The following is a 25,213-nucleotide window of genomic DNA, read 5'->3' as shown; positions in this document are numbered from 1 at the left end:
TTTTGCACACCATTGAGCAGTTAACCTCTGGCCAGTTAAAGGGAATTAAACGCCTACAGATCTCTGAAGGCTTAACACAGTTTCCAGCAGCGATTTTTTCCCTCGCAGATAGTTTGGAGGTACTTGATTTATCTGACAACAAACTGTGTGAGTTGCCTGATAATTTAAGTGATTTGCATCAATTAAAGATTTTGTTTCTCACCAATAACAGCTTTGAATCTGTGCCACAGGTACTTGCACAGTGCCCTAAGCTGGAAATGATCAGCTTTAAGTCGAACAATTTAAAACGCCTGCCAGAAAAGGCCTTACCAGAAAATACCCGCTGGCTTATTTTAACCGACAATCAGCTCGAATCTTTACCTGAGGATATGGGGCGTTTACATCGATTACAAAAGTTAGCTTTGGCGGGCAATAAGCTGACGGCTTTACCTGTGAGTATGGCCAAATGCACCAAACTAGAATTAGCTCGCCTATCGGCTAATGCCTTTAAGTCGTTGCCAGATTGGTTATTTCAGTTGCCACGCCTAAGCTGGTTAGCGCTTGACGGAAGTCCGTTAAAACCGCAGCCACAAGCCTTAGTGGCAGAGTCGGGCTTAGTGAGTGGAACTGGCTTAGTCAATAAATCTGGCTTAATCAATGAACCAGGCTTAGCTGTTGTCACTATGCCTAGTGTGAGTCTTGATGATATTGAACTTAAAGAGGTTATTGGCCAAGGTGCGTCGGGCGTTATTTACCGCGCTAAATGGCTTAAGCAACCAGCAGCGTTAACAGCTACTCCAGTTGATATTGCCGTTAAAATATTTAAAGGCGAGGTCACTAGCGATGGTTACCCCAAAGATGAGTTAGCTAATTGCTTACAGGCTGGGCACCATCACAATCTCATTAAGGTTGTAGCCCAGCTTAGTCAAGCTGAACGTTCTGGTTTAGTGATGGAGCTTATTCCTAGTCACTATCAAAACTTAGGCCTGCCGCCATCACTGGATACTTGCACGCGAGACACCTTCACTGCTGGCACTCAATTTGAACTAAAACAGATATTGCTTATCTTGAAACAGATGGCATCAGGCCTAACTCATCTGCACCATAACCAAGTGAGTCATGGTGATATCTACGCCCATAACACTATGTACAATGATAATGCTGAGATCCTATTTGGTGATTTTGGCGCTGCGACCAATTTAAGCCAATTGCCTTTACTGCAACAAGAAGCGATGGAAGCAATTGAAGTGCGAGCCTTAGGGTGCCTAATAGAGGATTTACTTGGGCAATGCTTACCAGTAAAAACAGGCTCACAATCTAAACTAGACAGCAGTGAAGCGATTCTTGCCCAGCTGTTGCAGTTAAAACTCGCATGTTTACAGCCCAGCATCGGCTTACGTCCACGCTTTAAAGAGATTGATACGCGACTACTGCAATGCACCGAGCTGCTTGAGCGCGAGCAATGTCTAAGCATCTAATTATCTTATTCTCTAAGCATCTAGGTGTATAGTACATAAATAGCAAAAACTTAACGTTAAGTATTTGTTTGTAAGCAAAAAACGCCATCGATTGACGGCGTTTTTTATGTCGCTAGTGATGTGATAGCTTAATCTTTCCTTGGTTTGTGCTGGTTATTCCTTGTTGAATTGCTCCTTGGCGAGTCGTTCCTTGGCGAATTGCCTCTAGATGCATGGCTACTAGGGGCGGGTCGCGGCTTAGTGGTATGGCTTTTATTGACTCTTGGTTGCAGAACCTTGGTCGCAGCATGTTGGGGCCGACTGTTTGTTGATATATTGTGTCGGCTGTCTGCCTTTGAGCTGGGTTGTAGCTTAGTGCGCATCTGCTGTTCACGTTTATGGGTGTTCTGCTGGTGAGTTTGCACGCGCTCACGGCTTTTGTTTTGCATCTGATTTTTAATGCGGTCATGGTTCTTAATTGGATCATGACGATTGATCCGCTCATGGCTGTTTACACGCTCATGGCTGTTATTCCGCTCACGGCTGTTTACCATGTTGTTGGCCACATGCTTGCTATCGTTTCGTCGTAACGCTTTACTCTGAGCGCGACTAGGATGATGGCTGTTATATTTGTGCCTAAGCGCATTATTACTGTAAGCCACACCGCGTCGATGCTGAGGCTTGTGGGCCCAGCGTTTTGCACCATGGCTGGTTACGATACGGCCGCGATGACGATATCGGTGCGAATTATGGTGATGTACCACCACAACCTGGCGTTTGTGCCAATGGAATGCACTAAAATAATAGTTAAAGCTGATATGTACACCCGCTCGCCAATAAAAGTGGCCGTAACTGGGTCTGATATATCCAGGATAAACCGCCCAATAGACTGGCGGATAGTTATACCAGCGCCAATACCCGTAAACTGATCTTGGGTCATAGTAAGGCACATAAACAATTTCTTTTCTTACCGGCTCAATCACTATCTGATTATTCACCCGAGTGACCTGCATATTATCCATCTGCTCAAGACTGTTGGCATTATCAGCCTCTTGTCTCAGAGTTTGAATACTGTCTAAAACCAGTGCTTCATCTTGCAAGAAGGCATCACCAATAGACTGGGTCCAATTGAGATCTTCACTGAGCTTTTGTAGCACATTAGGAAAGGCGATAAGCGCGACCACACTGGGATCCCAGTCTTTATCTTGGGCCTTGTCTATCTGCTTTTGGCTGCTTAAATGTTGGTGAGACTGTTGCCAGCGATGAGCTTGCACCACCTCTAATGGATAGGTCGCGGCAATCAAAATGTGAGTAAGCAAACTATCGGGATAGAGGGCGATAGGCGCAAGCATTTGCGCTAACTGGCCCTCACTGTACTGACTTTCAGTATATTGAGCGCGCTCGGCGTCGTGATCTTGTGCGTTGACTGTGGCTGCAGACAATATCAAAGGCATTGCAATGACAAGTGTGATGACAAATGGCCTGCGCCATTTTTTGAATCTGTTCATATGCTCTCCTTATACGTTAGCATCAGTATAAAAAAGCCAAGATGAACAGAAGCTGAAAGCTAAGCAATGCTGTTAAATAAAGCAATATGACTGGGGGTTTTAGCCATGGGCAGTTGCCTATTTAGAGTTTAAAGGTTAACTCAAACTTAGCGCCGCCAAGCGTTGTGGAGCGGCTGACCAGCATTTTCCCTTGATAGCTATCCACTAAGTCGCGAACTATCGCGAGGCCGATGCCGTGTCCTTGCTGGTAAGAGTCGGCGCGAATGCCACGCTCAAATATTTGTGAATGCAGCGCCTCATCGATCCCTTTACCATCATCTTCGATATCGATAACTAAGCAAGAGTCGACAGACTTTACTGTTAATAACACTTGGCAGGTTGCGGCCTTACAGGCGTTATCCAGCAGGTTACCTAGAATCTCAGTCAAATCGCTGGAATCGCCTTTAAAGACGGCGCTTCTGTCGACATCTTGATTGATAGTGATTGCTGGCTGGCAGTATATTTTGGGCAGGTTGCGCACCAGTTTATCTGAGACTTCAGCCACCTCTACGCCTAAGTGCCAGGCAGAGCCTGCTGCCGATTGCGCTCGTTTGAGCTGGTGGCCGATTATGCGATTGATATGAGATATCTGCTCGAATGATTGTGGACTTAAATCTTTCTGACTTTGAATAACCGCCAGCGGTGTTTTTAGGCTGTGGGCCAAGTCAGCTAAGGCATTACGATAGCGTTTACGTTGATTTTGCTCAGTATTGAGCAGGGTGTTGAGCTGCTTGGCAACGGCACTGAGTTCGGTGGGATAGTTATCATTTAAGTGATCGGCTTTACCGTTTTCAATCGCGGCTAATTCATTTTGTAAACGAGTGAGGGGTTTTAGTGTCCACCATAGCCATAACATTTGAATTGAAAGCAGGGCGGCCATCAAGATCAATAACCAGCGCCAAAGTTGCTGATTAAACTCATTAACCTGTAGCTGGTAGTCACTTTGATCTTTAATGATATAAATCGTGACAGGAAAACGGGTGATCTGCTCATCCCCGTGCTTATCAATTTGCTGGGTTTCGAAACTCGCACTAAAGCCATAGACCAAATGAGGTTCGCCATTAAGCATAATCTCACTGAACTGGCCTTGGCCTTTTTCTGGTTGTGGAAAGGCCGGGTCAGTATGAACCGCAGTGGTGATTGCCGAAGTGAGGTCGATGCCAAGCAATGAGTTAGATCGCCAAGCGACCTCTGTTCCGGCTGTGACTTGTTGCTCGGCGATATTCTGATCGCTTGCCGGCTTTAGGGTTTCAGGCTTAACAAATTTAGCATCGAAGCTAGAGTCTTGTTTATGGTCACTTGTCGATGTGGATGCCGATGTGAGTGTCTGTTGTAGGCCTTCGGGAATAGTGATTAAGGCGTACAGCCCAGACTGAATCACATTAAACTGATTCTCTAACAACACCTCGGGCATAAATAACTGTTGATCGTCGACCTCGGTCACCGCCAAGATGGAGTAAACATAGGCTTTAAGCTCTTTGACCGAGGCACTCTTGACCTGCAATTTAAAGGCGTCGTTGAGGGTTAAGCCCACGATAGGGATTAAGACTAAGCTCAGCAGCATGGCGCTGACGATAAGACGTGCCTTTAAAGAGTGCATTACAGTGGGCAAGCGCTTGAGGTTAATCATTGGCTTACTGTTTCGCGTCGTCATCGAGTGACACAAGACGATAACCTTGGCCACGAAGGGTTTCGATAAGGCCTATTTGATTATCAGGGTCGAGCTTTTTGCGTAAGCGCCGAATAAACACCTCAATCACGTTAGAGTCTAAATCAAAATCTTGGTCGTAAATATGCTCTGTTAGCACCGTTTTTGATTTCACTTCGCCAATATGCAGCATAAAGTATTCAAACAGCTTGTATTCAGAACCACTTAAGGTAATGGTTTCCCCAGACTTTTTAATCTCAAGGCTACTGGTGTTCAGGCTAAAGGGGCCATTGGTGATAATGGGGCTGGCTTTGCCTGCTGAGCGGCGAATAAGTGCTTTTAAGCGGGCAACTAACTCTTCTGGATGAAAGGGTTTGGTCAAGTAGTCATCAGCGCCAGCATCTAAGCCTTCCACTTTATCTTGCCAGCTATCACGGGCGGTCAAAATAAGAATAGGGAAGCCAATCTCAAGCGCTCTTAGTTGAGTAATAAGCGCGATGCCATCAAGCTTAGGTAAGCCTACATCGATTATCGCTGCATCGTAATTATATTCACGGCCCTGAAAAAGACCTAGCTCGCCGTCATCGGCAGTATCGACGGTGTAATTGGCCTCGATAAGGTGCTGCTTGAGGTTTGATTGCAGCTCTAAGTCATCTTCGACTAATAACAATCTCATGATTAAGGCCCTCGTTATTTGGTGTTGTAAAGCTGTGTTGTATACGACCTGCTTAACGTTATAGCGCAATGATAAGCTTAAGCTTTTTCAAGGCTATGACTTCAGTTGATTAGTTTCGGGAGGTACGGCCCGTTTTAGCATCAACACTGACATAAAAAACCACACCGTCATTCGACAGTAGCTTGACGCTATAACCTGGATTGCCATTAACCCGGCTAGACTGCACCTTCAGCACTTTGCCGCGATACTGGCGTTTCGCCAACTGTACAGCCTGCTCTTTGCTGCGAACTTTTAATTTCTGCTGCTGATTACTATTGGCCTTCATAGAGACCGACATCATAGATGTGACGGCATGTACAGTACTCGCCGCAGCAGGCTGTGCGGCTAATAGTGAGAGCGAGATCAATATGATAGATAAAGCAGTTTTCATTAAAGGCACCAAAGGGTTGAGATACAGCCAGTTTAAAAGATCCTATTCGATTAGTCATTACCTGCCTATGCCAAGCCAAAGCCTAGATAGCCATAAGCCTAGAATTATCCTGTCTATGCCAAGTTAGGGCATAGATATACATAAGGTTAGATGAACGCTGGCTGAATGTGGCAGGTTGGCTACAGGTAGATTGGCTATAAAATGGCTTTCTTGAATCAGCTCTATCGGCTGTTCTACTCCTTCTATTTATTTATGAAGAATGCAGAGATGTCTGGATGTTAAAGAATTGCCTGATCAACAACACCTTGTTTAACGACCCGTTCGCCGTCGGAGGCTCTCGCTCATAAAGTCCATAAAAATGGACTTCACCCTTGCTTCCATCAATGCCCCCTATCGAAACTGTTGCTACTTTTCGGGGGAGGATTAGTGTATGTCGTTACTTACTCGATTGCGTATCGATAACCTTGTCTTCTTCTTTCACTAAGCTATCCATATCAACAAAATTGTTCGGTACAAGTAATTTTGCATCAGTTTGAACCACATGGCATTGGCTACAGAAATAACGTGTAGGTGACAACTCCGCTAAAAAGTTGCCATCCCAACTCTTAAAGTGGGTCACACTCACCATTGGTGCTTGTGACATGCGGGTACGTTTACGTGCGTGGCAGGACATGCATTTATTTACATTAAGATTAACCTGATAATGATCAATTTTATGTGGGATCACTGGAGGCTGCATAGGGTAATTTCTCATCTCCTTTATATCCAAGTTAATCACTTTAGGCATATTAGGTGGAGTGGGTTCGACATTAATTGGTGCCTTTCTCAGTGTTGCCATCTGATCAACAGCGATAGTTTTGGCATTACTATCATTTGCTGAAGCATGCAATAGAGGCAAACTAAGCATTATTAACAAAGATAATTGAATCACTGTTTTCATCATGTTGTTCCTTATGCCTTGAGTACTTTCACTGCACATTTTTTGTAATCAGTTTCCTTAGAAATTGGATCTGTAGCATCTAAGGTCACTTTATTGATTAACTGACTTGCATCGAAAAATGGCACGTAAACCATACCCAGTGGCATTTTGTTTCGTCCACGAGTTTCTACTCTAGATTTCATTTCACCGCGCCGGGAGATTATTTTCACCTCATCGCCACGACGTAAACCGCGATTTTTAGCATCTGTTGGGTTCATAAAGCACAGCGCATCGGGAAAGGCTAGATACAACTCCGGCACCCTTTGTGTCATTGAACCGGTATGCCAATGCTCAAGTACGCGACCGGTCGATAGCCACATGTCATATTCATTATCTGGTGACTCTGCTGGAGGCTCATAAGGTTGAGCAAAAATAACCGCTTTGCCATCGGCATGGCCATAAAAATCAAAGCCACTGCCTGGTTTGACATAAGGATCTGTGCCTTCTCTAAAGCGCCATTTGGTTTGCTTACCTTTAACTACTGGCCACTGTAAACCATGGGCTTTATGGTAATCTTCAAAGGGAGCAAGATCATGGGCATGGCCGCGTCCAAATGTTGCATATTCTTCGAACATTCCTCTTTGTACATTAAACCCAAAGTAATGTGATTCATCATTAAGGTAATTTGGATTAAGCGAATCTTCTGGGTATTGATCCACATTACCGTTTTTAAATAACACTTCAAAAATGGTCTTACTCTTAAACTCAGGATGTTTAGCAAGTACCTCTTTAGGCCAAACTTCATCAGTAGTAAATCGCTTTGAAAACTCCATTAGTTGCCACAGATCCGAGCGTGCTTCACCCGGCGCTTTGACCATTTGTCGCCAAAACTGGGTTCGACGTTCGGCGTTACCATACGCCCCTTCCTTTTCAACCCACATAGCTGCAGGTAAGACTAAATCTGCAATTTGGGTCGTTACCGTAGGGTAAACATCAGATACTACAATGAAGTTTTCAGGGTTAAGGTAACCGGGTAGACTTTCTTCATTTAGGTTTGCTGCTGCTTGTAAATTGTTATTGGCCTGGATCCAGTACATATTTAATTCGCCATCTTTGAGCTTTCGATTTTGCTCAACAGCGTTAAACCCCGGCTTAGGTGGAATAACCCCACTTGGAATTTTCCAGATTTCTTCTGCTCTAGCGCGGTCGCTAGCTTTGTTGACGACAAGGTCTGCTGGTAAACGATTACAGAAGGTACCGACTTCACGGCTTGTACCACAAGCTGATGGTTGCCCGGTTAATGAGAATGGGCTATTGCCTGGGGTCGATATTTTACCAACCAGCAAGTGAATGTTGTAAATGAGGTTGTTACACCATACTCCTCGAGTATGCTGATTAAATCCCATGGTCCAGAAAGACATCACTTTGATATTTGGGTCGGCATATTGCTCTGCGAGGGTAATTAATTTTTCTTCAGGTACGCCAGATAACTCACTTACCGATTGCACATTATACTCAGCAACAAATGCTTTAAATTCATCAAAATCGATAGGGGTTGAGTCATTGGCCTTATCGGCATTTTTAGCATTGACCTGTAGTGGATTAGTAGGGCGTAAGCCATAACCAATATCGACTTCACCTTTTCGAAAGTTCACGTGTTTATTTACAAAGTCCCAGTTAACTTTGTTATTTTGAATAATATAGTTCGCTATAAAGTTCAGAATGGCTAAATCAGTTTGTGGAGTGAAAATAATATCCATATCAGCCAGTTCGAATGAGCGATTTACAAAGGTCGATAGCACGTTAACTTTTACATGGTCATGACCAAGTCGTCTATCTGTTAAGCGGGACCATAGAATAGGGTGCATTTCAGCCATGTTTGAACCCCATAACACAAATGCATCTGCGGCTTCGATATCATCATAACAACCCATAGGTTCATCGATACCAAAGGTACGCATAAAGCCACCTACAGCAGAGGCCATACAATGACGAGCGTTAGATTCTAAGTTATTTGAACAAAGCCCCGCCTTCATCAATTTAACTGCGGCATATCCCTCCCACACAGTCCATTGACCAGAACCAAACATACCAACGGCAGTAGGCCCTTTCTCTTTCAGTGTTTTTTTCCACTTTGCAGCCATGATGTCAAAAGCGGCATCCCAGGTTATAGGGGTAAACTCACCGTTTTTGTTATGTTTGCCATCTTTCATTTTTAGCATGGGTGTTTGTAGTCGATCATCGGCATACATTATTTTTGAAAGAAAATAGCCTTTGATACAGTTGAGGCCTCTGTTAACCTCGCTTTTTTCGTCTCCATGGGTGGCTACAACTTTACCGTCCTTTGTACCGACAATGACGGAACAACCTGTACCACAAAATCGACAAGGAGCTTTGTTCCATTCAATCTTGGTTTTTTCTGTACTCGTGATTAAATTACTAGCGCTACTGGGTAAGGCGAGTCCAGCCACGCTGGCAGCTGACAAGGCGGCATTCGCTTTGATAAATTGGCGTCGATTCATCTTCATTATTCACCCTCTTCCAGTATTTCGCTTTGTTGATAAACCATAGCAGCAGATAACACCCCTGGGAGACCATTTATCATTTCTATGCTCTTCATTAGGGTGCGTTGACTGTCTCCTTCAAGTACAACAACAAGCTTCATTTCATTGCTTACCGCTATTTCAGCGGCATCCATTAGTGCAATTGTCTGTTTAACTTGCGACATTTGAGCGGGCCTTACTTGCACAACCATGCTTGTTACATGAAATTCCTGTTCCATAGCGTTCACTCTTAAAAAGTTGGACCTGGTGGACTCGTTAGAATTTGGCTAAACCACACAATAAAGCCATAGATTGAAATTAATATTGATGTCGCTAGTGGACCGACTACCACTGCCAGCAATAAAACCACTGTTAACTCTTGCCCTTTGTCATGGTTATCATTTGTATTCATGTGTCCTCCAGTTAAGGTGAGTAACCTAATCCATAGAATTTGTTGTACTAAATGCTTTTGTCGCAGCGCTAAAAACCATCAACACCTTTCATGTCTGGTAAGTTGTGGGCAATACCTTTGTGGCAATTAATACAGGTTTTCTCACCTGTTAGCAGGTAGGTAGAATGCATATTGGCAGCGCGCGGAGACTGCAAAGTGATATCCATAGAATTGAGGTTATGACAATTGCGACATTCCTGAGAGTTGTTAGCTTGCAACCTTACCCATTCATGTTCAGCCATTTCACGTCGCTTAGCTTCAAATTTTTCTTGGGTATTAATAGCACCCGTGAGGTAGCCCCATATTTCTCTCGAGGCTTGCATTTTTCTGGCAATCTTATCTGTCCAGTTATGGGGAACATGACAATCATGGCACTCTGCGGTAACGCCACTGGCGTTAGTAAAGTGAGCTGTTAGCGCCATCTCTTCGTATACGTTTTGGTGGCAGCTGCTACAAAATTCTTCTGTACTTGTCATATCCAAACCTTTGTTGAAAGCTGTCCAGAAAATCACACCAGCAACAAAGCCACCTAACACAAGAAAAGCAACACTATAATGTACGCTCGGTCTTTTCATTAGATGCCAAATTTTAACTAAATACTGTTTTAACTTAGCCATTAGGTTTCCTTTTGTATTGCCATTTTTTTTGCGTATTACCTGATACTAATTGTTTAATGTTAGTGCAAATATCAGTTTTTATTCGCTGAATATGAGATTAGGTATATTAGGTAAAGGAAAATAAGCTTTTGGGTATGGAAGAAAATACGCTAGCCAGTATCTGATAGTTCACCTCAATCTTAGGAGCATCAAACTACTGACATACATTGCAACCACAGGGGCTTGGGATTAATGGCGGTGCTTGTGGTAGCGTGGCGCTACACAAGCCAACGTATGCTTTTAATGATAATATCTTGGTTTCTGCTTTGAGATATTGGCTTAAGCTCTTCATCTTTACCTCCGTGAAAGCGAAGCGCTTCGTGGTGAGATTAGTGCTATAAGATGTTGCCTTACTTTCCCTGTATTTACTGCTCAAACTAAACAATTTTATTTTCTAGGCTAGAAGTCCAATCATTACGATTTTTAACGTTCAGCTTGTGTTCACACTCTGTGGACTCTAATGGCCTCATTAAGAAAGAACTTCGAGGTGAAGATGAACACAAAACAAAATCATAAGGCTCATACAACTCATATAAGTGAGCAAAAGTGCATGTTGATGCGAGCGGCGAGTATTGGCCTGTTAACCTTATCAATGAGTGCGACACTGGCTGCCAGTGCAAATGCCAGTTCGGATATTAGCCCGCTTTCGCCGCCGAAAAGTGTCTCGGTTGCTAAAACTGTTTCGGCAGAGGCTGAAGTAATAAACAACTCTAACAGCTTATCTGAGCAGCAAATCAGTCAGCTAGATGCCCAAAGAGCTAAGCAAGTGCTAGCAGAACAGGCGTTGCAAGCAAAAGGGGGAGCTAGCCCTGAAAAGCAGATGCGAGAGTTGAGCAGAGAACTAATCATCCAGTCCCATATCGATAAGGCGGCTCAGGCGCAGCAGAGCCTAGTAAAGAGCGGTTCGGTTAAGCAATTTGCAAATGGCATCTACCGAGATTTTTATATCTACGATGCCTATAGCCGTTTGTTTATTGATAACGATTATGACGGTTTTTATCAGACCTTTAGTGTGACGTTTGATGCCGATGTGCAGGGGAGCTATGTCAATGAACGGGCGGATGTGTTTGCTGAGTTATATCTAAGTCGCAATGGTGGGCCGTGGGAGCATTACTACACCACGGACATTTTTAGTATTTATGGTGATGCCACCGATGATGATTTTGAGGTGCTAACAACGCTGGAGTCAGGTTACCGAACCGATCATTACGATGTGTTAATTGATCTCTATGAAGTCGGTTACGGTGACATAGTGGCGACCGTGAGCTCGAATGACTTTGATAGCTTATATGCGCTGCCATTGGAGAGTAGCGATAGGGATGATGTGTATATCGAAGAGGATTACTATGGCGGAAGTGTATCAGTGGGTTTGTTATTAGCACTATTTAGTTTACTTGCGATAAGACGATACTCGCGCAGTTGTCAGTTTTAGTCAGTGGCAACAGGCTTAGATGATTTAAAGGTAATGAACAAAAATGCAGCCAAGGCTGCATTTTTTATGCGTGCTATATCATTAAACTAGGGTTAGAACTGATAGTTCACACTCACGTTGAAGTAGCGACCTGGTTGAGTAAAGTCTTCTTTTTCAAGATCCATACTTGCGCCGAGTAAGAATACCGATTGGCCTGCAACATCGGCGTAATCGATATACTCTTTATCAAATAGGTTATAAACGCCAGCACGTAGTTTCCAGCTGTCGTTAATTCTTAAACCAAAGGTGAGATCCATAACCGCATAACCAGGCGTACCGTACACCTCATTAAACTTCTCTTTAGGAATGCACATGCCCATGGCACAAATATCTTCCTCGGCTAGCTCGATATCATTGGTACGGCTCATATCATCCGCCCAGCGCACTACCGCACCAAAATCTGCTTCCATATCAGCAATATCAGTATACCAATTAGCACCTACGTTACCTTTTAGCGGACTGACACTATTAAGGTAATCACCGTTTTCATCTTCACCATAGGTGTATGAGATGTTACCCCATAGCTCAATGCTATCAGTTAGCCAATGGTTAACTTGAGCTTCAGCGCCGTACAAGGTTACTTGATCGCGGTTGTAGTACTGGTACTTAAACTCCATTGGCTCCATCACTGGCGGGAAGCCAGGAATAAACACAGGAGGTTTAAAGCTGACATACTGCCAGTCAATAAAGTCTTTGGCCAGCGTGTAGAATGTTGTCAGTTCATATTGGGTGTCGCTGTGATTACCGCGAACACCTATTTCCCAGGTATGAGACTGCTCAGACTCTAAGTCATAGTTAGCCTGAATAATCACATCTGTCATCGAGCCTGCATCGACTTCTAACTCACCCCATTTTTGATCTGGCGTTGGCATCTTGTAGCCATAGGCATACTGACCATAGACGCTGACTGAGTCTGATAATTGATAGACTAAACCCACTTTAGGCGACCAGAAACTGTCACTCATGCTCTGGAAGTCTGCGGCATCTTTACCTGCGTCAACGGCTTGTTGTTGATCTGGGGTATTGCGGAAATAGTCATAACGCAAACCCGCAATTAAATTCAAATCGCCATCAAGTAGAGTGACATCATCCTGCATAAAAATACCTAGGCGCTGGCTGTCGGTAGTGGCAAAGGTAAATGGCGTATTTGTTTCGCCTGTTTGCGGGTCGTTGACCTCGCGATGACGAGACATGGTCGAAAACTCGTAGTCCAAACCATAGGTGATCTGATGACCATAGTTGTCGCCGCCAACATACTTACTAAAGGTGCTGTTAAGACCTATACGCTGATCTTCAAAGCTGTAGTCGCGAACTTCACTCAAACCGTAAACAGTTTCAGCTTTATTCCATTCAAAATAGTCTCTGTGCTCTAATTGCTCGGTTTGGCCAAAATAGGCTGTAACCGTCAGCGTATCATGCATTTGGGTTGGCTTGTCAGACACCAGCTGCACGGCACCATTAATGACTTGAGTGTCTCGGTCGGTATCGATATTTTCTTCAAGCGCATTGTCTTTATCAAAATCGTATTCCCAGCGCTTAAGGGTCTGCTCTAGATAATCTAAGGTCAACTGCACAGAGGTGTAGTCATTGAAGTGGTACTTACTCTTAAACAGCAGACTGTCTTGCACTAGATCACTGTCTGGTTGAGTGTCATAGAAGTTTGGCAGTTCTTCGCCTTTGCGGTGCTGATAAGTCAGCAGGTTTTCAAAGCCGCCATAAGCTGCTGCACTGGTAAAACCTGCACTGTATTCGTTGTTGATCCCCGCATAGCCAGTATTAAGCGACACATAATAGTCATCACCCATTAGGTAATCGCTAGCATCTTTGGTGCGCATAACCACTACGCCGCCTAGTGCGTCAGAACCATACATGGTCGAGGCGGCGGCCTTAACCACTTCCACTTGTTTTAGGCTTTGTACTTCAGTAAGGCCGCGGCCAGTACCTTCAGCGCCAGGGCCTAATGGTGAGGCGTACTGGTTGTTAACGCGCACACCGTCTTTAACCATCATCACGCGGTTGCCGCCGATACCACGAATGGTCACTGTGGTCGGTTTACCTGCACCGCCTTTAACGCCAATAGCCGATTCATTTCTAAATAGGCTGCCAAAGTCATTACTCATGCTTTTTTCAATGGCATCTTCATCAATGACCAAAATAGAGCCAGCAACCTGCTCGATATCTTGCTCCATACGAGAGCCAGAAATAACGATCACTTCATGCTTTTGTGCACTCGTTTCTGGGCTTGACTTTGATTCCACTACAGCTTCTTGAGCCTGGGCATTGAGTACCGTACTGACAGCTATCGCCAGTACACTAACTTTGAGCTTATTCATGACGCACCTTAACTGATTACAACAAAATGAGAATGATTCTCTTTAGCGGGCGACATTTTATACTCTAATTTAGGTAGGGTCTTGTTTAGAGTGAGCTAATTTCCCTGCTTTATCTGATAAAAAAACAAATTTTTAAAGTTGATCACATTTATCTATTTCTGATAAAAATCAACTGGCTAGTTATTGCTCGCAAGTGTCACTATTATTAACAGATGTATTGATTTGTTACGGCTTGAGCGGGCTTGACCCCTTAAGGGGTCAACATTCCTTAACCGGATGATTTAGTGTGTGCGGATTTATCCCCCCAGCTGCAGTGCGAGCTTAGAGTATTTAGGTCTTGAAGCGTGATCCTGTTGATGTGTTGTAGTTTATATCTGCTTAAAATCAAGTGTTTAAGTGTGATTTATTTGCTTGCGATACTGTTGGTAATAGCTTGATAACGGCTGTTATGCCGGCCATTTCAACGGCGCTAAAGTTAAAGCTTATCTTCTATTTGCGCTAATAGTGTAAATGTTGGCTCGCGAAGCTGACTCAAATCTCTTTGGGTCACTATGGCTACGGATTGCTTTATCGCTTTATAGGCGAGGCTATAATTGTGCTGCAACATCTGCAGCTTAGCTAAGTTGTTAAGTGCTGCAACTTGGCCTGCTGGGTAACCTACTTTTTGCTGGTAATCGAATGAAAGCTGATATTGTGCATTGGCATTTTTATAGCGATTTAGTCGCTGATAAATATGTCCAGACCAGTTAGAAATATAGCCTAAATATAGCCAATCCTGGGTATTGGCGGCTAATATTCTTGCTTGTGAAAGCTCACTAATTGCCAGTTCAAGCTCACCATTTTTAAGCTTGTTTTGTGCTAATGCGAACTTTAATCGCGCCAGCTGGCGTTGATTGTTGGTGTCATTGGCAGCGCTGATCCCACGATCAAGCCACTGCTTGCTTATAGCTAATTTTTCTTGTGCCCCCTTATCATCTAGCTCTTCACTTTGAGCCATGATTAGTTCGGCCAGTCGCCTTATGGCAATAAGATTATTAGGAGATTGTGCTAACAGCTCATTAAGGCTCGATTGTGCATCGTCAAGTTGTGCGTATTGGATCTGTTCTAGCGCATTGATGAGTTGGGGGTTGCTAAACCAAGCTTGCTGGCGCTGTGCATTCTGGCTAAAAGGCTGTCCTGCAAAGTCTTGTATACGTTCAGCGAGTTCTTTTTGGACAGCAGAGATTGAAGCGCCTTTGATTGAGCCTGTAATCACTTTTTTAGCGCTCAAAAAACGGTATTGAAGTCGATACTGCTTTGCTTCCAATGACAGCGAGCTTTCGACAATCAAGCTGCTACCTGAAAGAGTAAAAAGCCGATTAAGATCGATAGGTTCTGGGTCTTGAATATAGCTTTCCGCTTGTGACAGCATCGATATTACATCTTCAACCTGGAGCACCGGATACTGAGCTGAGGTGGCAAGGGCTAATATCACTTGCTCCATTTGTGCATAGGCTTGCCAGTCATTGTTATCACTCTCTAACTCAGGGCTAGCTAACTCAAGGCTATCTAATTCAAGAGCATTTAACTCAACACTAACGGGTAATATCAAAATTGAGCCCGGTGCTAATTGAGGCGATTGCCGATCCTTAATGGCAAAAAAAACACTGATAGCCAGTAAGCCGGTTAATACGATGGCGGCGATAAGCAGGCGTGGTCTTGAAGTGTTCTTCTGCATAAATGCAAGCATGATGCTCCTAGGGGAACCGGTTAAACATTATATAGTTCACTAGGTTAACAAATAGTTGCCGTGGTTAACAAATGGTTGTTGGGCACAGTGTTTATAGCATGAGTTTAATAGCATGAGGTTTATAGCTCGGGCGGGACAGTATGGTTTGTTAGTACGAGTAGTACAGTATGGGTTTTTGGCATAGGGCGCAGGCTGATAGCTAGGAGGCTTGATAGCGTTTTACTATGGCTGAGTATTATTACGTATAAGTATTACTATGCCTGAGTACTCTTGTTTAAAATGAAATTGTTTATGAGTACTATTTTTAATAAGTATTAGCTGATGTTAAAAAAGGGCTTAGCTGCTGCTAAACCCTTTTTGCTTGTATGCTTACTGCTAAACCGATAACTTCAGTTGTATTGAGCTAATAATACTGACAGGAGTGCTGGCAGAAGTACTGGCAGAAGTACTGGCAGAAGTAGTCTATAAATTCCAAGGGTTTGGCGGTAGTTTATTAGTCTTGTTTTGGTCTGCTTTATCGTTATGGTTTGGCTTAGTGTCTGAATGCCTCGCATCTTTCGATCTAGCGCCTTTAGAGCTAACATCTTTAGAATTAGCCTCTTTACGCGGCGCTTTATCACCAACAGCAAGTTGTTTGCTCTTAGGTTTAAAATTTAAAATTGAAATCGGAACTTCTTTTCTTGGCGCAAAGCCTTCAATTTCTCTACGCTCAATCAAATGGCCTAAACGGCTTTCTATCATACATAAATTCTTAAAGTCATCTTTTGAGACTAACGCAACGGCTTGGCCACTGGCGCCAGCTCGTCCGGTACGACCAATACGGTGAATATAATCATCAGCTGGGTAAGGCAGGTCGTAGTTAATCACCAGTGGCAGCTCATCGATATCTAATCCACGTGCCGCAATTCCTGTTGCGATTAATAAACCAATTTTGCCGGATTTAAAGTCTGCAAGGATTTGCTCACGGATCTCCTGGCTACGGCCGCCATGAATACATTCTGCAACAATGCCACGTTTTTCAAGTTGGCTAACAAGCTTAGCGGCACCCTGTTTTGTTTCGATAAAAATAAGTGCCTGTTGCCAGTTATTCTCTTGAATTAAATGGCTCAGTAGCGCAGATTTTTTGTCTTTATCAACGGTAACTAACCACTGTTCAATTTTAGGCTTGTTGTCAGTGTTATGAGTGACAGAAATTTCGATAGGTCTATTAATCGTAGCCCTTGCCAGCTCTTTGACTTGTCTAGATAGGGTTGCTGAAAATAGCAGCGTTTGTCTATCTACAGGCAGCTTTTCGATGATCTTATTGATGTCTTCAATAAAGCCCATATCAAGCATTCTGTCGGCTTCATCAAGCACTAAAATTTCTAGTTCATCGAAATGAATAGCACGTTGGGTGTACATATCGAGTAGGCGACCCGGCGTGGCAACCAAGATATCGACACCATCAATTAAGCCCTGACGTTGCGGCTTTGAGTCAACGCCACCGTACATGGCCATTGAGGTTAGATTTAGGTGCTTACCATATTGGCTAATGTTGTCTTCAACCTGCACCGCAAGCTCACGGGTTGGGGTTAAAATCAGCGCACGAATACGCTTTTTACGTTGAGTCTCGGCTTGGCTTAGCATCTCTAAGATTGGCAGTACAAAGCTGGCCGTTTTACCTGTACCGGTTTGCGCAGCCGCAATCAGGTTACGCTGACTTAAAATAACGGGAATAGTCTTAGCTTGAATCGGAGTCGGGCTAGTGTAGCCTTGCTCAGTAACGGCTTTAACGATGGGAGTGCTTAATCCAAGCTTAGAAAACGGCATGCGAGTCTCAATTAGGTGTCTGATAGATATCAATATGGTTAGCGGTTATGGCGATGAATTTCGCCGATAACGGTGTTGCAACAAACCATTATAACAGTATGTTTGAAGTTGGGCGCGAATTGATTAATTCTGATATTTAACTTTTTGCTTGATGAACTGCCACTTTGCTTATTTCATCGTGACCTTGCCGCCAATCATTTTAAATGCAGGCGCACCGCGGATAAGTGTATCTCGAGCGAATAGCTGCTCGCAATTAGGGCATTGGCAAGGCGTTTGAGTGAAGTCCTCGACGATGCGTTCTTTGAAACATTTTACCAGCGTCCCTTTTCCGCCTTTTCGATACTTAAACAGTTGAGCTTTACATTTTGCGCAAAAGATTTCGACTGTTTGTGTTGGACCTTTTTTATTGGGTTTAGCCATATTAATTTCTACTAATAGCATTTAAAGGGGCGAGGCTATTTTGCCATAAATTACCTTCATCGGGGTAAATGAGTAAGACGTGCTGCTTTGGTTATCGGTGTGGATAAAATTCAAATGCTTGTTTAACATTTTTGTAACGGCGTTTATGATAGGAAAAAGCTTACTTTAATCGCGCAGGGAATATAGCGCAGGGAATAGCTAAATGCATAAAATAATAAAAATAGCACTTATTGGCACCTCGTCAGCTGCCGTAGCCGCCTTGGGGGGTGTGTACCTCTCGTTATCTTTGAGCTTACCCGCACTCGATAAAAGTGTGACCAGTGATAGCGTTAAGCAAACTGTGACTCTTGGGCGCGATAGGCTTGGCACCGCAGTTGTTCATGCCAGTGACCGACAAGATGCAGCCTATGGCTTAGGCTACGCTCATGGGCAAGATAGGTTCTTTCAAATGGATCTGCTGCGAAGAAACTCTGCCGGTGAGCTAGCGGAGATCTTCGGCGAAAAAGCATTAGATTTAGATAAGCGTCGTCGTTTTCATCAACTGCGTAAACGCGCCGAGCTGATTATTAGCAACTTGGATGCTGAGCACTTAAACGTACTGACCACATATGCTCAGGGGGTGAACGATGCACTTGCTGCGCAATCTCTTGAATCATTCGAATACATAGTGACGGGCGCAACGCCGAGATCTTGGGTGCCAGCCGACAGCTTGCTGGTTATTTACAGCATGTATCTGGATTTACAAGGCAACACGATTAAGCGTGATTTAGCCTTAACTCAAATTCAGGTACTTTTTGGTCGTGATATGGTGGATTTTCTCATTCAGCCTAGCCAATATCAAGCGGCGCTAGATGGCAGTCAATTTGCACTAGCTGACATACCCGTCCCTACGCTAGCTAAAAAGCTACTCACTCAAGCCAAGCATATAGAAATTGCCGAGCCATTGGATATTGGCAGTAATAACTGGGCGGTGACAGGTGAGTTGACCGCGAACGGCAACGCTATGCTCTCTGATGACATGCACCTGTCTTTTGCTGTGCCCATCATCTGGTATCGCGCCCAGCTGAACTATCAAAAAGCCGGCGAAAATGTGCAAGTGACCGGCGTATCATTGCCGGGGGCTCCCGCTATTGTCGTTGGCAGTAATGGTAAGGTGGCATGGGGCTTTACTAACGCCTATATCGACACTGCCGATTGGGTGGCGATTGATGAGCAAACGCCTATCTATCTGGAAAATGAAATAATTGCTTTACCCGATTCAGAGGTGAGTTACACCGTTCAAATCTCGCCTTATGGTCCAGTTCAAGAGATGGGTGACCAAAGGTACGCATTATCATGGGTGGGTCATAGCGACTATGCGGTAGACATGGATCTAATTGAGTTAGACGGTATTAACAGCGTTGAACAAGGTATTGAGGTGGCCAATAACATGGGGATCCCAGTACAAAATATGTTGCTGGTGGATAACGCTGGGAGCGCGGCCTGGAAACCAACCGGGGCGTTCCCATCAAGGACTAACCCAAGTAATGTCGCAATCGCAACTTCAGCTTTTCAGAACCTGAATTGGTTACAAGAGAGTGTTGCATTGCCACAGCTGATCAACCCTAAAAATAACCGATTATGGACAGGTAACTCTCGAGTCGTATCTGTTCAAGAACATCAACGTCTTGGTGACGGTGGTTATGCTCTTGGGGCTCGCAGCACGCAAATACGAGACCGATTATTTGAGACTGAAGATTTTTCTGTGCAGGACTTTTATCAGCTACAGCTCGATAATCAAGCGCGATTTTTGCAAGACTGGCATCAGTTGTTACTCAATGAACTCACTTTGCAACCTGAGCGTTTTGCTGAAGATATTGCTTATTTGAAATCGTGGCAGGCTTGTGCCTGCGCTGACTCTGTGGGTTATAGCTTAGTGCGTAATTTTCGTAGCCAATTAATTGATAGCACTTTTGCGCCATTGGAAACAGAACTGGCTAAATATGACCTGAGTTTATCGCCGATTAAACGTTATTTAGAGCCAGGTATGTGGCAGCTAATTCATTCCCAAGCGCAAAGCTGGTTACCTCAGGGACAAGATGATTGGTCATCATACATAACGGATATGTATTTGCAGAGTAAGGCGAAGCTTCTGGCTAAACATAGTGACAGTGACAGTGACAGTAATAGCGGCGATATGGCTGACTTAGCCTGGGGAAAGGTAAACCAGCTGAAGATCCAGCATCCGTTTTCTAAACAGATCCCAAGTCTAAGCGCATTGCTCGATATGCCGGTAGTTGCAGGCTTTGGCGACAGCTTTATGCCAGCAGTGCAAGGGGCGTCATTTGGTGCGTCGCAGCGCTTTATCGTACAGGCGGGTGATGAGGGAAATGGGGTTATGACAATTCCAGGTGGGCAATCTGGGCATCCGTTATCCGATTTCTATCGTGCAGGTTTTGACGAATATGTGAGCCAACAAAGTACCCCTTTGTTACCCGGTGAGATTATTCATCAATTGCAAATAACGCCCTTAGCAAAGCAGGTTAACGAGTAGCGACTTGCCATATGGTAAGCATGACTTCCGATAAAGCTCTTTGTTGAGGAGTCTTATCGGGAGTTTTTTACTGAGTGTTGTCGATTGCTGGCCGTTATGAAGGGCTGAAAGTGATTACGGCCTAGCAGTACTGCTTGAGCTCCCGTCAGAATGATAAAAAGCGTCTTTTACGGTAATCACGCCAGTATTGAAGTAATACTCCATTACTTGTGTTGTTTCGCCGCGTTGAATAAAGAATAGATCACGATAGATGCACCTGTCTGCGCCATAGGTGTATGCAATATCGACATCTGCAGTCATTAAATCAGCATCAGTTACATGGGCAATAGTGAAGTCTGTTGAGGTAATGCCATGCCAAACCTCTTTACAGGCTGTAAATACTTCGGTATCGGTTCCAGAGGTAGAGTAAGGGAAACCTGTTGGAGTTGATGACACATTACCCTCGCCAAAACTCGGCAGTTTATCGACGGCCCCCGTATCGCCAGCAGTTACCCAGCCGCTGTGATAAAGTGCAACAGCACTTTTAAAAGCGCCAAACTGGCCTGCCATTGCAGCCGTTCTGGCATCGTCTTGCAAATTGATAAACTTAGGGAGCGCTATAACGGCTAACACACCTAGGATGATAATCACTACGACCAACTCTATCAGTGTAAATCCTTTTGCATTAGGCTTCATTTGATACTCTTCATATATGGGAGTTTAAATTTAGACACAAGTTTACATTCTTAATGGTGTATTTTATTTGATCCATTGCTAATAATTCACCATCGTTATTTGTTGAATATAACAACTTTGAAGTGGCCAGTTCGATTTGAACGCTCGTGGATAACGGATAACGGATAACGGATAACGGATAGTGATTGCGTCTGTGACAGGGGAGTGTGGGTTGAGTAGCTGACTTATATAACCTTATAACCTTATAACCTTATAACCTTATAACCTTATTCGTCGCTTGCGTGATTGGTCTCTAATGCTTCAATCACATCGACTGATATTGTGATCTGTTTATATTGATTACGACCTGCTTTTTTGGCTTGATATAAGGCTTTATCTGCAAGTAACGCGGCTTGGTGAGCAATAATGTGCACGTCGTTTTTAAACTCAAAACCTTCAACTGCAATGACCTTGCAAACCCCAAGACTGATGGTGACAAATGGGGCTGTTTGGCTACAAGGATGAGGCAATGCCATCTCTTTAAACGCGTTGAGTATCGCCTCTAGTTTACCTTGTAATGCTTGATCGGGAATATCCCTAAACAGCATAATAAATTCTTCTCCACCAAATCGAGCACAGATATCTTCAGCACGGTAAAATTGCTGTGTAAGGGTTTGCGCGACTTTACTCAAGGCATCATCTCCAGCTAAATGACCAAGGGTGTCGTTATACTCCTTAAAGTGGTCAACATCGGCAATGATCAGCGTAAAACCTATCTGTTGTCTTGCAAGCAGCCGGCAATAGGTGTCAAGCCGTTGCTCAAACGCGCGGCGATTGGGGATCTTGGTTAAATTATCGATGTAGACTTGCTCATTGAGCAGTTGAGTTTGTTCTTGAATCGTGCCCATAAGGGCGTTGAAATGGGTCGCGACATTGACTAGCTCTGTGATGGGGTAGCGGTACCGCAACCTTTTTATCTCTCTGCTTCTTTCCATCTCTTCGATATCATTTGCCAGTTTTTGTACCGGGCGCACTAAGAAATAGGAATATAACAAATAGGCCAAAAGCAGTAGGGTGGTCATTTCTGCAAGTAAGACAAATACGCCAACGGTTAAAACGGGAGGCGGCATGGTATTGGTGTGCTTAAGGATGAGTTTGAACAGCGGTTTACCATCGATATTGCGAACAATGCGCTCTGATGTTGGCGAGAGGTTATTGAGTACTCTGTGTGAGCCTAAATTAAACATAGATGTAGCATTGTCTTGTGCACTCAATAAGCTCATCTCTACACCTGCTGAGGTATATTGAGATAGCTCGCTAATAAACTCTTTATTTATGAGTCTGATAAACACTAAATAGCCTAAAGCTGGGCCGCTGCGGTTGGATTGTAAAATCGAGGTTGAGCTAAACAGTGCAGGCCCATACTTTGTCGAGATAACCCCGGTTTTTGATGGTACATCCTCAGGGCTGCTTATGGGCTCATCGATTGACGGCAGCGCCTGTTTTTGCTGTGGAGACAGCGCTTTGTTTTGTGGGTATAGGGTGAAATTGGTAAACCCAAACTCAAGAGACTGATCACTGCTGTGATTGAACCCTTTAGAGAAAACCAACCTATTAGCGTTGTTAAAAATAAAGACGCCATCCACTTCTAAACTTTTAAAGGTGTCATCAGGGTATTCATGCTGCTCATAAAACTGCTTGGCAGTAGCACTTTTTGATTTCATGTAGCTGTAAGTTCTGTCCCAAACAGCGTAATCATAATTAAGGGTATGCAGTGGTTTAATCATCTGCTTAAAGGCAAAGTCTAGCGCGATGAGCTCTTGTTCTGAGACTTTTAATAGTGACTTTTCAACAAGAGGGATCTGTACCCAAACTCTAAACGCAAACACCGCACTGGCGAATAATACAAATATCGCAACCGAAATCCGTAGCTGTAGTTGATTAAAGGTTTGGGGTTTTAATTTAACGATAGTTAGAAACCTTTTAAAACAGAGCATTACTTAAGTAAAGCTTATTAAATGGTGTGGAGCCAACTTTTTAAAACAGGTCTGCTTACTTTGCCGTTATGGATGCAAGCGAGTAAGAGCTGTGGCATTTATCTGTCGATTTTAAAGGTGATTCTATATGTGGAATTGAAATATAGAATTGAAATGTAGAATTGAAATATAGAATTGAAATGTAGAATTGAAATGTAGAGTTTGACTATAGATTGAAGCTGTATAGCTGACGGGTAATTGATGAGGTAAAGAAGCGCAAAGCGTGCATATAAAGCAAAAGCCACCAACAGAAGTTAGTGGCTTTTTAAGGTCGTTTTATCTAAAGGCTGGGCTTATGCCATTCTTTGAGTCGGCTTCCAGCGCAGTAACTGAGCTGGAAGCTTAACGCCTTGGGCCGTTAGTGAGTTGACGCGGTTAAGATAAGCTGCGCCATACATAAGATGCTTAGCCAAATCGACTGCGTTACGCTCTTGGTAGTTATCTAAGTAGCTACCTTTAGCCCACTGGTTGAAAGCACCTAGTGCTGGACCTGCCCAAATCTGATAATCCATCTCGCGGCCAACTTCGCCTGAATTTGACCAGCGGCTTGAAAGCCCCAAGTACCAGCGGAAAATCAATGCCATTTTACGTTTTGGATTACCTTCTGCACGCTCAATCTGTTTTGGGTCGCGTTCATTAAAGTGGGCAACGGTACCCGCCCAGATCTCATCTAAGCTTGAGCGGAACACCTGTTTCTCGAGTTTTTCACGCTCATCAGCAGGGATAGCTTCAATAGCGTCATAACGAGTGTAGATCTCGTAAAGCTTATTCGCGCGCATCGGGAATAAGGTACCACGCTTCACCACTTGCAGTTTTACGCCCATTTCGAACATATCAGCAGCAGGAGCCATGGTGACATCGGCCATCTCGGTGGTGGCAAGTAGTTTACGGGTATGCTCACTGGCGCCCGCTTCAACACAAGCCTGGTTAATTGAGCCTGTCACAATATACGCGGCGCCCATATTAAATGTCGCTAGCGCCGCATCGGGAGTGCCAACACCACCGCCGCAACCGACACGAATCGGTGTGTCGTACTGGTACTTGGTTTGGATCTCTTCTTTTAGGGCCAAAATCGTAGGTAGAAGCGTTACTAATGGGCGGTTATCAGTGTGTCCGCCCGAGTCTGCTTCTGCAGTTACGTCATCCGCCATCGGCACAAGTTGTGCCAGTTCCATCTGCTCGGCTGTGATAGAGCCGTCATCAACCAGTTTTTGCAGCATTTTGGCTGGGGCAGGCATCATGAACTTTTCAGCCACTTCGGTGCGGCTCACCTTGGCTATCACCTTGTTGGCGACAACAATTTTACCCTGTGCATCACGGCTTAAACCCGCGGCGCGGTAATAAACAATTTGCGGTGTTAAGCCTAAGAAAGCCGACGCCTCAACGGTACGTACTTTATGCTTTAAAAATAATTCCACGCTGCCACGCTCTAACGCTGGCTCACTTGGGCTATGGATAAGATTAAACATGTATGGGCCATTTGGCAGCGCCGCCTGAATGCGATTAATCGCGGCTTCTACACGGCTTGGGATAAGACCCGCGGCGCCAAATGAGCACAAAATACCGGCCTGACCCAGTGCAATAACGAGCTCTTCTGATGAAATACCGTTCGCCATTGCGCCAGCGTAATAGGCATATTTCACACCATGAACACGGCGGAAATTACTGTCGCCAAGGCTTTCCGTACCCAAAGCTGGGGTAAAAGCACTCACTGGTAAATCTGTGCTGTTAGCGGCTTGTTCAGTGACGATATTTGCTGATTGCGCGATACCAAAGCCATGTTCGCTGTGGTTTACCACATAGCAGCCACGGCGAAAATCTTTAAGTTGTTGCTCCATCACTTGCACGTCAAAGCTAATATTTGACTCTGTCACAGCCCATGGCCATGGAGAAAGCATTTCACTTGTTGTAGTAGGATTCAT

The 25,213-nt window shown here is 44.2% G+C and carries 19 protein-coding genes; 3 read left to right on the top strand and 16 right to left on the bottom strand.

Annotation, left to right across the window (positions count from 1 at the left end; all coding sequences use genetic code 11):
* Positions 1 to 2 precede the first annotated feature (2 nt).
* On the top strand, positions 3 to 1,457 hold the full coding sequence (locus tag ACVBIK_RS08280) for a protein kinase (RefSeq protein WP_447169466.1): 1,455 nt from the start codon (positions 3 to 5) through the stop codon (positions 1,455 to 1,457).
* A gap of 128 nt (positions 1,458 to 1,585) precedes the next feature.
* Here the strand turns inward: ACVBIK_RS08280 and ACVBIK_RS08275 are convergent, their stop codons facing one another.
* From ACVBIK_RS08275 to ACVBIK_RS08235, 9 genes are all read right to left on the bottom strand, one after another.
* Positions 1,586 to 2,944, bottom strand: a complete 1,359-nt coding sequence (locus ACVBIK_RS08275) for a DUF3300 domain-containing protein (protein WP_447169458.1) — start codon at positions 2,942 to 2,944, stop codon at positions 1,586 to 1,588.
* Between the two features lie 121 nt (positions 2,945 to 3,065).
* Complete coding sequence (locus ACVBIK_RS08270) at positions 3,066 to 4,637, bottom strand: ATP-binding protein (protein ID WP_447169465.1); 1,572 nt, start codon at positions 4,635 to 4,637, stop codon at positions 3,066 to 3,068.
* Entirely contained in the window at positions 4,618 to 5,307 is a 690-nt protein-coding gene (locus tag ACVBIK_RS08265) for a response regulator transcription factor (RefSeq protein ID WP_447169457.1), read from the bottom strand. Before ACVBIK_RS08265 ends, ACVBIK_RS08270 begins: the two co-directional genes overlap by 20 nt.
* Before the next feature lie 109 nt (positions 5,308 to 5,416).
* Positions 5,417 to 5,737, bottom strand: coding sequence for a PepSY domain-containing protein (locus ACVBIK_RS08260; protein WP_447169456.1), 321 nt, complete (start codon positions 5,735 to 5,737; stop codon positions 5,417 to 5,419).
* 436 nt (positions 5,738 to 6,173) lie between these two features.
* The gene (locus ACVBIK_RS08255) at positions 6,174 to 6,677 is read right to left on the bottom strand and encodes a nitrate reductase cytochrome c-type subunit (protein ID WP_447160633.1); all 504 of its coding nucleotides are present in this window, start codon (positions 6,675 to 6,677) and stop codon (positions 6,174 to 6,176) included.
* 11 nt (positions 6,678 to 6,688) lie between these two features.
* Positions 6,689 to 9,178 (bottom strand): nitrate reductase catalytic subunit NapA, encoded by a 2,490-nt coding sequence (napA, locus tag ACVBIK_RS08250; protein ID WP_447169464.1) that lies wholly within the window; start codon positions 9,176 to 9,178, stop codon positions 6,689 to 6,691.
* Between the two features lie 5 nt (positions 9,179 to 9,183).
* A complete protein-coding gene (locus tag ACVBIK_RS08245; RefSeq protein WP_447160632.1) occupies positions 9,184 to 9,438 on the bottom strand; it encodes a chaperone NapD in 255 nt (84 codons plus the stop codon).
* An 11-nt stretch (positions 9,439 to 9,449) separates the two neighbouring features.
* Complete coding sequence (locus ACVBIK_RS08240; protein WP_447163630.1) at positions 9,450 to 9,611, bottom strand: nitrate reductase; 162 nt, start codon at positions 9,609 to 9,611, stop codon at positions 9,450 to 9,452.
* A gap of 68 nt (positions 9,612 to 9,679) precedes the next feature.
* Complete coding sequence (locus ACVBIK_RS08235) at positions 9,680 to 10,267, bottom strand: NapC/NirT family cytochrome c (protein ID WP_447160630.1); 588 nt, start codon at positions 10,265 to 10,267, stop codon at positions 9,680 to 9,682.
* 532 nt (positions 10,268 to 10,799) lie between these two features.
* On the opposite strand from ACVBIK_RS08235, the gene ACVBIK_RS08230 reads away from it, so the two are divergent.
* Entirely contained in the window at positions 10,800 to 11,738 is a 939-nt protein-coding gene (locus ACVBIK_RS08230) for a choice-of-anchor H family protein (RefSeq protein WP_447169455.1), read from the top strand.
* Positions 11,739 to 11,830: 92 nt separating this feature from the next.
* Here the strand turns inward: ACVBIK_RS08230 and ACVBIK_RS08225 are convergent, their stop codons facing one another.
* The 4 genes from ACVBIK_RS08225 to ACVBIK_RS08210 form a co-directional block, all read right to left on the bottom strand.
* Entirely contained in the window at positions 11,831 to 14,110 is a 2,280-nt protein-coding gene (locus ACVBIK_RS08225; RefSeq protein ID WP_447169454.1) for a TonB-dependent hemoglobin/transferrin/lactoferrin family receptor, read from the bottom strand.
* A 475-nt stretch (positions 14,111 to 14,585) separates the two neighbouring features.
* The gene (locus tag ACVBIK_RS08220) at positions 14,586 to 15,839 is read right to left on the bottom strand and encodes a hypothetical protein (protein WP_447169453.1); all 1,254 of its coding nucleotides are present in this window, start codon (positions 15,837 to 15,839) and stop codon (positions 14,586 to 14,588) included.
* A 462-nt stretch (positions 15,840 to 16,301) separates the two neighbouring features.
* On the bottom strand, positions 16,302 to 17,648 hold the full coding sequence (locus ACVBIK_RS08215; protein ID WP_447169452.1) for a DEAD/DEAH box helicase: 1,347 nt from the start codon (positions 17,646 to 17,648) through the stop codon (positions 16,302 to 16,304).
* A gap of 168 nt (positions 17,649 to 17,816) precedes the next feature.
* Entirely contained in the window at positions 17,817 to 18,068 is a 252-nt protein-coding gene (locus ACVBIK_RS08210) for a hypothetical protein (RefSeq protein ID WP_447160625.1), read from the bottom strand.
* A gap of 202 nt (positions 18,069 to 18,270) precedes the next feature.
* Between ACVBIK_RS08210 and ACVBIK_RS08205 the strand changes: the two genes are divergently transcribed.
* Complete coding sequence (locus ACVBIK_RS08205) at positions 18,271 to 20,601, top strand: penicillin acylase family protein (protein ID WP_447169451.1); 2,331 nt, start codon at positions 18,271 to 18,273, stop codon at positions 20,599 to 20,601.
* Positions 20,602 to 20,715: 114 nt separating this feature from the next.
* Here ACVBIK_RS08205 and ACVBIK_RS08200 read toward each other — a convergent pair whose 3' ends face one another.
* The 3 genes from ACVBIK_RS08200 to pfaD all read right to left on the bottom strand — a co-directional run bounded on the left by ACVBIK_RS08200 (position 20,716) and on the right by pfaD (position 25,213).
* Positions 20,716 to 21,276 (bottom strand): type II secretion system protein, encoded by a 561-nt coding sequence (locus tag ACVBIK_RS08200; protein ID WP_447169450.1) that lies wholly within the window; start codon positions 21,274 to 21,276, stop codon positions 20,716 to 20,718.
* A gap of 266 nt (positions 21,277 to 21,542) precedes the next feature.
* Positions 21,543 to 23,252 (bottom strand): sensor domain-containing diguanylate cyclase, encoded by a 1,710-nt coding sequence (locus ACVBIK_RS08195; protein ID WP_447169449.1) that lies wholly within the window; start codon positions 23,250 to 23,252, stop codon positions 21,543 to 21,545.
* Between the two features lie 332 nt (positions 23,253 to 23,584).
* The gene (gene pfaD / locus ACVBIK_RS08190; RefSeq protein ID WP_447160621.1) at positions 23,585 to 25,213 is read right to left on the bottom strand and encodes an eicosapentaenoate synthase subunit PfaD; all 1,629 of its coding nucleotides are present in this window, start codon (positions 25,211 to 25,213) and stop codon (positions 23,585 to 23,587) included.

It is taken from the genome of Shewanella sp. 125m-1, from assembly GCF_052977065.1.
This window is presented reverse-complemented; position numbering and strand designations above follow the sequence as displayed.

Excerpts from the sequence above, each read along its gene's own strand:
- ACVBIK_RS08220 (WP_447169453.1), bottom strand. The coding sequence starts at position 15,839 with ATGCTTGCATTTATGCAGAAGAACACTTCAAGACCACGCCTGCTTATC.
- ACVBIK_RS08230 (WP_447169455.1), top strand. The coding sequence starts at position 10,800 with ATGAACACAAAACAAAATCATAAGGCTCATACAACTCATATAAGTGAG.
- ACVBIK_RS08225 (WP_447169454.1), bottom strand. The coding sequence starts at position 14,110 with ATGAATAAGCTCAAAGTTAGTGTACTGGCGATAGCTGTCAGTACGGTA.
- ACVBIK_RS08195 (WP_447169449.1), bottom strand. The coding sequence starts at position 23,252 with ATGCTCTGTTTTAAAAGGTTTCTAACTATCGTTAAATTAAAACCCCAA.
- ACVBIK_RS08270 (WP_447169465.1), bottom strand. The coding sequence starts at position 4,637 with ATGACGACGCGAAACAGTAAGCCAATGATTAACCTCAAGCGCTTGCCC.
- ACVBIK_RS08265 (WP_447169457.1), bottom strand. The coding sequence starts at position 5,307 with ATGAGATTGTTATTAGTCGAAGATGACTTAGAGCTGCAATCAAACCTC.
- pfaD (WP_447160621.1), bottom strand. The coding sequence starts at position 25,213 with ATGAATCCTACTACAACAAGTGAAATGCTTTCTCCATGGCCATGGGCT.
- ACVBIK_RS08240 (WP_447163630.1), bottom strand. The coding sequence starts at position 9,611 with ATGAATACAAATGATAACCATGACAAAGGGCAAGAGTTAACAGTGGTT.
- ACVBIK_RS08235 (WP_447160630.1), bottom strand. The coding sequence starts at position 10,267 with ATGGCTAAGTTAAAACAGTATTTAGTTAAAATTTGGCATCTAATGAAA.
- ACVBIK_RS08215 (WP_447169452.1), bottom strand. The coding sequence starts at position 17,648 with ATGCCGTTTTCTAAGCTTGGATTAAGCACTCCCATCGTTAAAGCCGTT.
- ACVBIK_RS08260 (WP_447169456.1), bottom strand. The coding sequence starts at position 5,737 with ATGAAAACTGCTTTATCTATCATATTGATCTCGCTCTCACTATTAGCC.
- ACVBIK_RS08245 (WP_447160632.1), bottom strand. The coding sequence starts at position 9,438 with ATGGAACAGGAATTTCATGTAACAAGCATGGTTGTGCAAGTAAGGCCC.
- ACVBIK_RS08255 (WP_447160633.1), bottom strand. The coding sequence starts at position 6,677 with ATGAAAACAGTGATTCAATTATCTTTGTTAATAATGCTTAGTTTGCCT.
- ACVBIK_RS08210 (WP_447160625.1), bottom strand. The coding sequence starts at position 18,068 with ATGGCTAAACCCAATAAAAAAGGTCCAACACAAACAGTCGAAATCTTT.
- napA (WP_447169464.1), bottom strand. The coding sequence starts at position 9,178 with ATGAATCGACGCCAATTTATCAAAGCGAATGCCGCCTTGTCAGCTGCC.
- ACVBIK_RS08200 (WP_447169450.1), bottom strand. The coding sequence starts at position 21,276 with ATGAAGCCTAATGCAAAAGGATTTACACTGATAGAGTTGGTCGTAGTG.
- ACVBIK_RS08275 (WP_447169458.1), bottom strand. The coding sequence starts at position 2,944 with ATGAACAGATTCAAAAAATGGCGCAGGCCATTTGTCATCACACTTGTC.
- ACVBIK_RS08205 (WP_447169451.1), top strand. The coding sequence starts at position 18,271 with ATGCATAAAATAATAAAAATAGCACTTATTGGCACCTCGTCAGCTGCC.